General features: G+C 67.2%; 8 protein-coding genes. 3 read left to right on the plus strand and 5 right to left on the minus strand.

All coding sequences use genetic code 11. From position 1 onward, the window contains the following. Positions 1-323 precede the first annotated feature (323 nt). Both KJ554_09890 and xth read right to left on the minus strand, forming a co-directional pair. Complete coding sequence (locus KJ554_09890; protein ID MBU0742647.1) at positions 324-1,415, minus strand: response regulator; 1,092 nt, start codon at positions 1,413-1,415, stop codon at positions 324-326. Positions 1,416-1,502: 87 nt separating this feature from the next. Further along, positions 1,503-2,288, minus strand: coding sequence for an exodeoxyribonuclease III (gene xth / locus KJ554_09895; GenBank protein ID MBU0742648.1), 786 nt, complete (start codon positions 2,286-2,288; stop codon positions 1,503-1,505). 152 nt (positions 2,289-2,440) lie between these two features. Here xth and KJ554_09900 point away from each other — a divergent pair, with 152 nt between their 5' ends. After that, entirely contained in the window at positions 2,441-3,052 is a 612-nt protein-coding gene (locus tag KJ554_09900) for a hypothetical protein (protein MBU0742649.1), read from the plus strand. A gap of 251 nt (positions 3,053-3,303) precedes the next feature. Next, a complete protein-coding gene (locus KJ554_09905; protein ID MBU0742650.1) occupies positions 3,304-5,229 on the plus strand; it encodes a choice-of-anchor J domain-containing protein in 1,926 nt (641 codons plus the stop codon). Between the two features lie 53 nt (positions 5,230-5,282). Here the strand turns inward: KJ554_09905 and KJ554_09910 are convergent, their stop codons facing one another. Then, positions 5,283-6,215, minus strand: a complete 933-nt coding sequence (locus KJ554_09910; protein ID MBU0742651.1) for a class I SAM-dependent methyltransferase — start codon at positions 6,213-6,215, stop codon at positions 5,283-5,285. A 419-nt stretch (positions 6,216-6,634) separates the two neighbouring features. Between KJ554_09910 and KJ554_09915 the strand changes: the two genes are divergently transcribed. Beyond that, positions 6,635-7,393 (plus strand): RNA polymerase subunit sigma, encoded by a 759-nt coding sequence (locus KJ554_09915; protein ID MBU0742652.1) that lies wholly within the window; start codon positions 6,635-6,637, stop codon positions 7,391-7,393. Positions 7,394-7,722: 329 nt separating this feature from the next. On the opposite strand, the gene KJ554_09920 is transcribed toward KJ554_09915, so the two are convergent. Beyond that, on the minus strand, positions 7,723-9,420 hold the full coding sequence (locus KJ554_09920) for a hypothetical protein (protein MBU0742653.1): 1,698 nt from the start codon (positions 9,418-9,420) through the stop codon (positions 7,723-7,725). Between the two features lie 90 nt (positions 9,421-9,510). Then, complete coding sequence (locus tag KJ554_09925; protein MBU0742654.1) at positions 9,511-12,741, minus strand: hypothetical protein; 3,231 nt, start codon at positions 12,739-12,741, stop codon at positions 9,511-9,513. Positions 12,742-12,959 lie beyond the last annotated feature (218 nt).

Raw genomic sequence — 12,959 nt, forward strand, 5'->3', positions numbered from 1 at the left:
CCAGCCGGACCTGCAGATCGTCGTGGTCGTGGACGAAGCGGACGTCGCCGGCGAAGCGGCCGACGATCTGCACAGGTGCGGCGCGAGGATCGTGATAGCCAGGCCCGGGCCGCGACGAGCATCACCGTGGTGATCAGTTTCTTCATGATCTGGTCCTTTCTGAGCGGATCCGAATCCGGCGCCGAGGGCGGCCCGGCGTGTCTGGCTTCATGGGTATAGGAGTAGAATAGTTTAGTTTTATTACACGAAACCTGCAAGTCCCCGGCGCTCCCGGCGAAAGCATCAATCCGTTCAATCATAAGATCTTCAGTGAAGTTGCGGAATCAACACCGGGCGGAGACCGGGCTCCCGGCCAGATCGACCAGGCGACGGTCGAGACGGTGGAGCGTGACGCTTTCGTCCGACAAGCCGGCTTCCTTGACGGCCCTGGGCATGCCGTAGACGACGCAACTGCCCGCCGACTGGGTCAGACAATGGCATTTGCCGGCCTTCAGGAGCCTGACGCCCTCGCAGCCGTCATCGCCCATGCCCGTCATCACCACGGCCAGGATGCCGGCCTCGTCCCGTATTTCGCTGAGGGAACGGAACAGCACGTTCGCCGAGGGACGGCAGTTGTTCAGGGGAGGATCCATGTTCAAGGCGATCTTCGACATGTCGCCGATGCGCCTGACCGTCATGTGCTTGCCGCCGGGCGCCAGGTAGACGGTCCCGCCCTCGAGCCTGTCGCCGTCGTTCGCCTCGACGACCTTGACCGCCGATTTCGCATCGAGGTCCCTGGCCATGATTTCCGTGAAGAGAGGCGGCATGTGCTGGACCACGAGTATGGGCAGGGGGTAGGTGGCGGGGAGCTTCGGGATCAGCTTATCGAGAGCCACCGGTCCGCCCGTGGACACCGCGATGGCCGTGGCCCAGAAGTCGAAACCGGGCGCCGATCTCTTCGCGGGCAAGGTGATGTCCTGCGGACGATGCGCCGGCCGCGGACGCCTGGGGGTCGCGCGGGGTTTCGCGGATCGGCGAACGGGTACGGCGCGGTCGTTCCGCGGGCTGCACAGCAGACTGCGTATCGTTTCGATCAGGTCGTCGGCGCCGCGCGGCCCGGGCCTGGCTATCACGATCCTCGCGCCGCACCTGTGCAGATCGTCGGCCGCTTCGCCGGCGACGTCCGCTTCGTCCACGACCACGACGATCTGCAGGTCCGGCTGGGCCAGCTTGAGGGTCAGCAGCAGGGTCCGGCCCAGCATGTCGGGCAGTTCGGCATCCAGGACGATGATGTCGAACCTGCCGTAGGCGGACAGGCCGAGGCCCTCCCGGCCGCTGGCCACCGCTGCGACCTCGTCGATTGCGAACAGGTTCTCCAGCGCGGCCTGCACGGCCTGCCGGCAGGACCGGTCGCCTTCCACAACCAAGGCTTTCAAGCCCATTCATCATCCCCGGGCGAAGGATGCAACGGATTGACGCGTCGTATCGACGACGCGTCGCGGATCCCCATGGTTTTCGGCAATTCATGGATTCGTCTTGAGACATACCTGCCGGCCGGCGGTCGCGAGCTCGATCCCCACCGGGCAATGGTCGGAACCGTGGACTTCCGGCTGGATCCAGGCGCGCTTCAGGCGCGGGCGCAGGGACGCGGAGACGAGGAAGTAGTCCAGCCGCCAACCGATGTTGCGCCGGCGCGCATCCAGTCGGTAGGTCCACCAGGTGTAGTGGCCGCCGCCGCTCTCGAACTCGCGGAAGGTGTCCACGAAGCCCGCCGCGACCAGGGCGTCGAAGCCGGCGCGCTCCTCGTCCGTGAAGCCGGCGTTGCGCGCGTTGGCCTTGGGGTTGGCCAGATCGATGGGCTTGTGCGAGACGTTGAAGTCCCCGCAGACCACCACGGGCATGCTCTCCTCCAGACGCCGCAGGAAGGACAGGAAGTCGGCGTCCCACCGCCGGCGGTAAGCGAGCCGGGCCAGTCCGCGCTGGGAATTGGGCGTATAGACATTGACGAGGTAATGGTCGACGAACTCGAGGGTCAACACGCGTCCCTCGCCGTCGTGCTCCGGCGCCCCCATGCCAAAATGCACGCCTACGGGTTCGCGCCTGGTGAGCGTGACGACGCCGGAGTAGCCCTTGCGCGCGGCAGGATTCCAGTGGGCGTGATACCCCTCGGCGGAAAGTTCGACCTGCTCGGGCAGCGCCCTAGTCTCTTGCAGACAAAGGACATCCGGACTCTCCGCTGCCAGGAAATCGTCGAAGCCCCTGGTCTGGGCCGCCCGGATCCCGTTGACGTTCCACGAAAGAAATCGCATCGCCGCGCACGCCTTCGACTGGGGCTCGTTTCTTGCTGCCCGAACGGGTAGAGGACGCCACACGAGGCATTCCGATACTTCATGAGGATCGTCGGGTCACGATCGATCCATCCGAGGAACTACAGCGACCTCGATCAATCGGGAAGGTTGCCATGGGAGCTTGCAAAAGGCACGCAACTAAATCCGTCTTCATCGCCATCCTGTTGGTCGCCACCTCCGCCGCAGCCGACGACGCCTTGCTCTACGGCACCATCATGGCCGCGGCGGCCAGACCCGACGCGCCGGGCGACTGGCGCTACGAGATGCGCGTGACATGGGAGAACAACTCCCCGTTTGCGCTGAGCCACTTCAACCTGAAGCTCGACGACGGGACCAACTGCAACGACGAGGACATCAGATCATACCTGATCTGGAATTCTCCGGCGGGGGTAGCCCGTTGCTTCGGCGTCAACGCCGCGATCTACTTCGACGCGGTGCTCGAGATGGGCGGCGACCCCTCGCTGGGGATCGATGTGCCCCTGATCAAGTACGAGCCCAACGACATGAGCGAAATACGTCCCGGCCCGAACGGCGTGGGCGTGTTCGTGTTCTGGTCGAACCTGCCGCCGTGGCCGATCGACAGGCCGAACGTGCTGCTCAGCGAGAAATTCGGCCAGCTGCACAGCTTCGGCCAGATGGACGGCGTCTTCCCGGCGCTGCCCTGCGATCCGATCGCCACGGATCAGTCGAGCTGGGGCGCCGTCAAGGCGGGATACGGACACTAGCGCCGGCGACCGACCGCCCCTCGCCACCTTGCGGGAGAGACGACTTCGGATCGTCTCTCCCGCCTGCCGTTCGACCGGCACTTCCCGCATCAGAGAATCTCAATTAATCCTGCAACTTGTAAACTTTCGCGAAATAGTGTAAACTCCCCCTAACTTACCGGTCTTTCAGCGGAACCGTGAAGCGCCGTTCGCCGGCGCCTCACACCCCGTCGGTTCCCCGAGTGTCCGCCACAACCAGGGAGATTCGCTCAATGATGCACCAACGATCCTGCCATCGCGCCACACTGGCCCTGCTGTCGATGCTGCTCCTGCTGTCTTCGGCGGCGTTCGCCCACGACGGGAGAATCTACAACCCCGACCGCAAGGCGGACGCCCCGGCCTACGCACCTTCCCGTCTCGACCTGATGAACGAGAGCTTCGAGACCGCCGTGCCGCCCGCTGGCTGGGCCATGCTGAGTCTGGGCAACGCGACTCAGGAGTGGTATCAAACGGACGCCGGCGCCCGCACCGGCAGCTATAGCGCCAGACTGGATTACTGTCCCATCAGCCAGACCATGAACGAGTGGCTGATCAGCCCCGCGCTGAACTTCACCGGCCTGACCGACATCAGGCTCGACTTCTACGAGGACGAAGCGTACTGGACCGACTATGGCGACCATCACTACGTCATGGTCAGCACCACCAGCCAGACCGACACCGGCACCTTCTCGGTCGTCTCCGACATGACGCCCGCCACCCACAACATCTCCGGCTTCACCGGCTCCGCGGTCACCGTCGACCTCTCGGCCTACGCCGGCGAGCCCACGGTCTACGTGGCGCTGCGCTACACCGGTTCCGACGCGGACATCTGGCTCGTGGACGACGTGCGCGTCTACGAACCCTGGCTGCACGACCTCGCCCTCAAGGACATAGCTCCCGACGACTGGCAGTTCGCCGGTGGAGCGACCCTCCCCATACAGGTCATCGTCAAGAACATCGGCCGCAGCACCGAGGATTTCGACGTGCAGGTGACCATCAGGAAGAACAGCGTCCAGTTCTACCAGGAGACGAAAAGCGAGACCGGGCTGGCGCCCGGGGGCTCGCGATCGGTGATCCTGCCCACCTTCACGCTCGACGCCGCGAGCTACTACGACCTGGATGCCGAGGTCATTCTGGCGACGGACATGGACACGTCCAACAACCAGGGCACCGCCTTCTTCGACACGTACACCTTGCCGCACGTGCCGCTGGGCATCCTGCTGACCCAGTCGGACTGCCCCGGCTGCGCGGCGGCCAACCAGGCCCTCGACGCCTACATCCCGACCCAGGGCAACGACGTGGCCATCCTGCGCGTTCACGTCTGGTGGCCCGGCACCGACGCCATCTACGACGCCAACGAGCCCCAGAACAACTTCATGGCCCTCGGCAGCGGCGCCGACTACGCGCCGCACCTGCGCATCGACCAGAAGTTGGACGCCGGTTCCGACGGATCCGGCTACGCCTTGCGGTTCGATATCCGCAAGGGCTATCACAGCCCCATGAACATCGTTCACGTCTGGGATCCGGCCACCGAGACCGTGACCGTCGAGGTGGAGAACCTGGAGTACATGCCCCCCGAGTGGAACCTGAGGCTGCGCGTGGCGATCACCGAGGACGACGTGTACGAGCCGGGCACCAACGGCGAGCTCTACCACGACCAGGCGTTCCGCTACATGTACCCCGACACCGACGGCCTCGTGGTGCCCACGACCCCCGGCAAGCACCGTTACACGGTCCACTGCCCCGTCAATGCGGAGACCTGGGTCTACGAGAAGCTGCGCGCGGTGGTCTACGTGCAGGACAACGACACGTGGAAGGTCCACAACGCGGCCACCGGCCTGCTGACCGAGACCCTCGTGGCGGTCGACGATTCGGCGCCAGCCCTGTTGACGGTCAAGGGCAACCATCCCAACCCGTTCAACCCCGAGACCGCTATCAAGTACGAGCTGTCCGCCGACCGTCGGGTACGCCTGACGATCTACGACGTCGACGGCAGCCTAGTGGCGACCTTGGTCGACGGCCTGCAGACGGCCGGCGCCCAGAGCGCGGTCTGGGACGGTCGCGACGCCGCGGGCCGGCCGGTATCGTCCGGCGCCTACTTCTACCGCATCGACGCGGGCGGCCTGAGCGAGACCCGCAAGATGGTGATGGTCAAATAGGCTGCGCCTGAACAACACCGAAGCGGCGCGGCCATGACGGCCCACCCGACCTTTCAACGATGCGCCAGCACCATCGCCAGCGCCCGGGCCGAGAACTGCTCGCCGTCCGTGCGCGGGGCCGAATCGCACGTCATGCGCACCACGCGCAGACCGGCCTCCTCGGCCATCCGCAGCGGCTCGCTCTCGTGGTGGTACTCGTAGACATGATCGCGCTGGGGAGATTCCAGGGCGGTGGAGACGAAGGCCAGTCCCTCGGGTGCCAGGTAGCGGGCCACCGAGGTGAACAGGGGTCGCGGGTCGGCCATGTGCTCGGCCAGCATGGCGGCGATGACGCCGTCGTGGCGGCCTTCCGCGAGGTCCAGGTCGAGCACGTCGCGCGCGACGAAGCGTGCGCGCCCGGCGTGGGGCGAGGCCGCCGCGAGGCGGTTGGCGATGCGGATCGCCGGCGAGCTGATGTCGTAACCCAGGAGCGTGGCGTCCGGACGGTGCTCCAGCGAGACCAGTCCCATGGCGCCGTGGCCGCAGGCCAGTTCGAGGATCCTGGGCGCCGTCGGCAGGCGGTCCAGGAAATGGTCGCGGAAGAGCCCCAGGTGGGCCGTCATGCTAGGCCAGAAGGCGTAGATCAGCACCGCGGCCCACATATAGGGCGTCATCACGTCGTCGTCCCCGTAGACCTTGTCGATGATCCTGGGCAGCTCGTCCGGCGTGTATCGTCCCGCCTTCTCGTAGGCGAGCTTGGCCTGCGCCACGTGCAGGCAGTACGCGTCGTAGCCGCGGACGGCGGCGGCGAAGACATCCTCCCCGTAGGCGCCGCGGGCCCAGCGGGCGAGGGGATCGCAGAGCCAGGAGCAGACGTCCCGGTTCGCCTCGTAGACGGCATGGGCCGGGGCGGCGAAGAGCTTGGCCGCGGACGGCAGGGCGTCCAGGAAGTCGGTGCCGGATACGGTCCTGGCGATCAAGTCGGTCTTGGCGGTCGTGACGCTCATCTCATGCCTCGCAGGATGTCGAAGGTGATGCCGGAGGAATCGCGGCAGGCGCGCCGCACCATATGCAACAGTCGCTGATCATCGATCAACAACTCCCTCCCGGCCGCGGGTGTCAGGAAATCGACCGGTCGCCGGAGCGGAGGATCGAGCGCGCCTTGGCTCGAGATCGGAGGGCGAACGGGCCGGATTGCCGATTACCGGCGACTCTTGCGGCATGTCCGCCACCCCGACGCTTTTCGCGCCGGTGCGGCAACGCGCGCCTACCGTCACGCCCGGCAGGACCGAGGCGCCGATTGCAAGCAGCGTGCCTTCGCGGGTCCGGGGCCCGCCGGCCGCTGAGACGCGGGGCATCAGGGAGCAATGGTCGTCGGTGCGGGCGGCGTGTTATCATCGGCGGCGGTCCACCGGAAAGGACGAGCATGCAGGACAGCCTGAATGTCGCGGCCCGCATACTGCGCGAATCCCGCCACGCCGTGGCCTTCACCGGCGCCGGCGTCTCGGTCGAGAGCGGCATCCCCGCCTTCCGCGGGCCCGACGGCATCTGGAGCCGCTACGATCCCGCGACCATCGAGCTGGGCTTCTTCCTCGCCAACCCGCGCGCGTCGTGGCTCGTGATCAAGGAGATCTTCTACGACTTCTTCGGCCGGGCGGAGCCCAACGCCGCCCACGTCGCGCTGGCCGACCTGGAGCGCGCCGGCGTGATCCGCGAGGTCATCACCCAGAACATCGACAACCTGCACCAGGAGGCCGGCAGCCGCCGGGTCTGGGAGTTCCACGGCAACTCGCGCCTGATGGTCTGCCTGGGTTGCGGCCGCAAGACGCCCGTGGCCGAGGTCTCTCTCGACGACCTGCCTCCCCGCTGCGACGACTGCGCCGGGCTGCTCAAGCCGGATTTCATCTTCTTCGGCGAGGGGATTCCAGAGCCGGCGCGCAGCGAGTCGTTCCGGGCGGCGGAGGCCTGCGACGTCATGCTGGTGATCGGCTCGACGGGCGAGGTGGCGCCGGCGTCGCTGCTGCCCGGCGTGGCCCGCAACGCCGGCGCGACGATCATCGAGATCAATCCGGAGCCGTCGCTGTTCACCGACGGCACGACCGGCATCTTCCTGCAGGGCAAGGCCACCGCGGTGATGACGGCGCTGGCGCGGGAGCTGTGGGACGGGGGGCACCGCATCGTATGACACGCGCGACGACACGCTCTATCTCCTGCTGATCAGCATCCACGGACTGATCCGCGGGCCATGACCTCGAGCTGGGGCGCGTCGCGGACACATGAGGCCTGACCGTGTACGTGGTGGAACTGGCGCGCGCGCCGGGCGAGCGCCTGGGTATGCTTCACCTCGCCATCGCCTCCGGCACGAGGGCCGCGACCGCTTCCCACACGGCCCAGAAGGCCGTGCTGTCCGCAGCGCTGAGGCCCTGGTTGCGCAGCGGATCCCGCAGATCTCCGAAGAAGTGGCCGATCGTCGGGTACCGGATGCAATGCGCGTCACCCGCGGAAGTCAGGACATCACTTGAGCAGGACGACCTTGGCCGAAGCGAAAGCGCCCCCGACGCGCAGTTTCAGCAGATACGGTCCCGCGGGCACAACTCGTCCGGCGTCGTCGCGGCCACGCCAGACGACCGCGGAGTCTCCCGCCGGCGCGGCGCCGCTGAACAAGCTGCGGACGTGGCGCCCGTCGGCCGCGTAGACGTCCAGCGCGACCTCGGCCGGGCGGTCGAGACTGAAGCGGATCTCCGTGGCCGGATTGAAGGGATTCGGCGACGGCGGCAGCAGCTGCGCTGCGGGAATCGCTATCCGCAGCACGGCCGTGGGCGGATCCTGGTCATAACGTATCGTGCAGTAGTCGAGATCGATCATGGTTCGCGCAGAGCCGCCGGTCACGAACACGGCGTTTTCATGGACCAGCACCGCGACGGGATTGTCGGTACCCAGGCCCGGACCGTTGTAGGTCTCCTCCCACACGAACATGCCGTGGGTGTTGAGCTTGCGCGTGCAGAAGATGTACTCGCCCGCATCCGTCCGCTGTCCGCTGACGTAGACGTTGAGCTGCGGGTCGGTGGCGACTGCGTGCGCATAGTCGTTCCCCGGGCTGACCCGGTGGTCCGTCCACTGCAAAGCGCCGTCGGGATCGTACTTCAGGGTCATGTAGTCCACGCCGTTTTCGTCGTGCGCCACAGTGCCGGTCACGATGACGTTGTCCAACGCGTCCACGGTCAGGGCCAGACCGCTATCCGTGAAGTAGGATATGATCTCGTCGTCCGAGGGTCCGTCGTAGCGTCTCACCCACAGGCGGTCGCCGTCCGGGTCGTACTTGATGGTACAGATGTCGTAGGCGGTGGCCACGCTCGACGAGCCGCCGGTGACGACGACGTTGCCCGCGCCGTCCAGGACGATGTCCGTGGCGGAGTCGAAGTCGTCTTCCACGGGCATGAGCGTGCCGTTGTAGGTGTCGGACCACAGCAGTGCGCCGGACGGACCGTAGCACAGGGTGCAGTAGTCCAGGCCCGTGCCGGGACATCTCGAGCGACCGGTCAGGTAGGCGTGGCCCGCGTCGTCTACCGCCAATCCCGTCGGGCGGTCCTCGCCGTGGGCCGACCCGTCGAAGGTGCGGGCCCAGAGCAGCACGCCGTCCGGATCATACTTGAGCAGCAGGAAATCGTAGCTGTTCACGATGTCCTCGTGCGTGCCCGCCAGGTAGACGTTGTCCACCCCGTCCACACCGACGAACAGGCCCAGAACGTGGTAGTCGATCGTATCGGTGGCGGTCCCGGGGAAACGGGACACCCATTGCTCCACGCCGTAGCGATCGTACTTGGCCAAGGCGGCGTCCCAGAGATTCGCATCGCTGCCGGGTCGCGACCCGATGGAGGAGAGGGCCACGACCACGTCGCCGGCATGATCGATCGCTATGTCGTGGCCCTCGTCCGTGTTGTCGCCGGGGCCGTTGTAGCGGGCGCACCACCGCTGCGGACCGTCGTTGGCATACTTGATCGTACAGACATCGAGCCCGAGACCGATGTCGAAGTTCGAGGCGCCGGTCACGTACACGTGGCCGGAGTCGTCGACGGCCATGGCCGTGGGCATGTCGTTCAGGTTGGCGGCGTCGAAGCGCTGGACCCAGGTCTCATCGGTCGCCGACGACGTCGATGGTGGGATGACAACGAGCATGAAAGCGAACACCAGGGCACCGAGCCGTTCCCCCATGATCAACCTCCCGGCTGGAGTCGTGCAGATAATGAACATACAAATCCATCGTATGCGGATCCGCAAGAGGTCATCGGCGCAGACGGCGGTCTACTTCACGAGGAGGATCTTGGTCGCGCACCCGGGCCCGCTACCGTCCAGCCGCACCAGGTAGAGCCCGGCCGGCACCGCACGTCCGGCGTCGTCGCGGCCGCGCCAGGTGCAGGACGACACGCCCGCGAGCGCCAGTCCTCGGTGCAGCGTCCGGACATGACATCCGTCGGCCGCGTAGACGTCCAGTTCGACCGATATCGGGCGGTCGAGAACAAAGCGGATCTCCACGGCCGGATTGAAGGGATTCGGCGACGGCGGCAGCAGACGGGCGAGGACCGTCGCGGCCGGCGGCGCAGCCTCCGGCGCGGCGGTGACGTCGTCGCCCGCGCCCAGGACCGTACGGAAGGCGAAGGCGCCGTCGCCGGACAGTTCCGTCTCCTCGGTCAGGGCCAGGTCGCGGCGATCCCAACCGGCGTGCAGGGGCGCAGCCACGAACGCCGCGTCGTCGTAGAGCAGCGTCACGGACGACGCGCCGGCACCCAGGCGATACCAGCTGGACGACGCGGGCGCGGCGCCGTCATACGCGCGGACCAGCTGGCCGGGGCCGCGCAGCAGCAGGGACCACAGGTCGGGATTGAGGCCCAGCCGCAGGTACAGATCTCCGCTCACGCTCTCGTTCACCAGGGTCGCCAGCGTGTCGGAGCCGGCGTTCAGGGTGTGGGTCAACTGGATCAGGCCGTCGGGCGACGCGAAGCCCAGCCCGCCCGACAGCAGCGATGGCGTGAAGATATCGTCGGCGTAACCGCCGTTCATCACCTTGAAGCCCGTGCAGCGCGTGGCGCGGCCGTCGGCGTACTCCTCCTCGCCCGGGGCCGAGGGATTGGCGAGGGGGTTGCCCAGCAGGAGCACGGCGTCGCCGCGGTCCCGGTCGTACCGGAAAGCGAGCAGGCAGCGGCCGCCCCGGTCCTGCCAGAGCAGCCACACGCGGCCGTTGCGCAGGACGAACTCGTCGATCCCGTCGATATCGGCGTCGATCGGCCAGGCGGCGGGGGCGGCGAACGGGGGCAGCAGGCCGTCGCGCACGGAGTCGGCCCAGGCCGCGGCCATCGCCAGACCGACCGCGTCGCGGGCGTGGTTCTGCAGGCGCAATGCCCAGCCGCTCAGGCCGTCCCAGCTCGCGTCGGGGTAGAGCCAGGCGCCGAAACCGTCGCCGTCCTCGTAGTCGGTGTTGTCCTCCTCGTGCCAGGCGGTCTCGTAGATCATGGCGCTGAAGGCGGCCTCGGCCAGCGCACGCGGACCACCGGCGGACGCGGCGGCCACCGCCGACCAGGCGTCGTGCATCAGGGTACCCGGCGAGTTGAGATCGCCGTGGGACGCGCCGCCGGGCAGGCCGGGCCCGTCGGCCTCGGGGCCGACGCCGCGGGCGTGGTAATCGCCCTGCTCGCCCGAGATCACCGGCACCAGGTCGTAGAAGCTCTGCTCGTTGCCCGTCACGCCGCCCGCGCTGTCGTAGTACCAGTTGTGGTAGCTGTCCTCGCAGGCATGCTGCAGCCAGTGGTAGGTCATCACGTCGAGGTCGGTGCGGGTGCCCTGCTCGATCACCCAGGTCGACGGATCGGCCAGGGCGCGGTCGGTCATGTCCGCCAGGGTGACCATCTCGACCCAGGGGTGGTTGGCGAGCCAGCGGACGGTGGCCTGGTACTGGTTGGGGTTGTTGTTGGGCTCCATCTCCCCCGAGACCGCACCGAAGCTCTTGCCCGCGAGCGCCTCCCAGTCGTCGAAGACCAGCACGAGCTGCGGGTCGCCGCTGGTCGCCTTGTCGATGAGGCTGCGGCGCACGTCCAGGTGCAGGCCCCCGTCCTGTACCCAGAACTTGGTGCTGTCCTCGCGGTGGTTGATCATCCAGCAGAGCACGCCGTTGATGCGGTGGGCCTTGTGGCGATAGGACGGGTCGGGCCACTCGGTCTCGCCGGGATGGAACCAGTGGTGCAGGTGGGCGGCGGCGTCCAGGTAGGTGGCGGCGTAGCCCGCGGCCGGGATGTCGGCGAAGGTGAGGCCATCCAGGGGCCAGAGACCCGTGGGCAGGGAGCGGATCACGCGCTCGGGCACGTGCATCACCTTGAGATCCGCCGGGACCAGGCCGAAGAGCGCCGCGTGCAGGCTGTCGGCGACCGCGAAGCTGGCCGCGTTGGCCGGCCCTTCGAAGTAGGGCATGATGTGCTCGGCGAATACGCCGCCGATCAGGGCGCCGGGACGGTCGTTCTGGTCGGCGTCGGCGAACAGGGCGATCTCGGCGAGCAGGCTCGGACCGTCGCTCGGATCGGACGCGCCGCTGGGCGAGGGCGCCCAGGCCAGCCCTGACAGCAGCGTGCCGCTGGCGTGGATGTTCAGGGGCACCCCGAAGATGCGGTGGGTGTCCAGGGTTCGGATGAAGCCCGTGCCGCCGGGGATGCCGGTGTCGCTCTCGGGGTCGTGGACGTGCACGCGCAGGTCGTCGCCGCGGTTGAGCGACTGGTTGCCGTGGGCGATCGAGGCGTACTGGACGCGGCCGGCGGCGGCGTTGCCGGGGGTGGCTCCGTTGAGCACGCCGTCGGAACACCCCCTGTCGTCGTCGGCGATGGCGTCGGCCAGGTCGCTGCTGCCCGCGCCGCCGCTGCAGTTGCCCTCGGCGAAGTCCTTGGCGGTCGCCACCTGGTAGAGGATCTCCGACGCGCCGTTCCAGCCCGCCGCGTAGAGCAGCGAGACGGGGATCGCGCATTCCACGGCGTCGAGTTCGGTGTGCCAGTAGCTTCCGGTGAGCTGCCCGTTCCAGCCGGTGCCGTAACCGCTGTCGTAGAGGTTGTAGGTCGATCCGGCCACGTCGCCCGCCGCGTAGAGGGCCAGGCAGATCTCCCAGGGCGTGTCGGTCATCACGTCCAGGTAGTCGGGCAGCCAGTCGGCGCCGCCCAGGGCGCAGTCGATGGCCAGGTACAGGTTGACGTTGCCCTCCCAGCCGGCGTTCAGGTCCAGGAAATCCACGCGCAGGCAGAGCTGGTCGCCTTCGATGCGGGTGTAGAAGGCCAGCAGGTCGCGGCCGGCGTCGTGGCCGTCGCCGAAGGTGTGGACGTCGTCGCTGGCGTCGAGGGCGCGCAGGTCGGCGTGGGACCAGTCCTGGAACTCCTCGTTGTAGGTCAAGCCGGCCAGATCGGTGCCTAGGGCGGGGCCGGGACCGATGGTGATGGCGGGGGCGGGAGGGACAACGAGGAACAGAGCAGAAAGGGCGTAGGCATAGATCGTCAAGAATCGCATATTGTGTCCAGTGTCATGAGTTCTTGTGGCATGGCAGCGGTTGACGATAAGTATAACACAAAAAAATGCGATCGACATCGCCTGGGCAGATTGGAGGATCGGGCGCAACGTATACAATAATGGCATTCGTTTCATATTGAATGTTTGAATTCGGATTGGGGTCACCTGAACAGGTCTTTGATCTCTCCCCAGGACATGTCCTCGTTACTCATCGACAC

Source organism: bacterium, from assembly GCA_018814885.1.
GTDB lineage: Bacteria > Krumholzibacteriota > Krumholzibacteriia > LZORAL124-64-63 > LZORAL124-64-63 > JAHIYU01.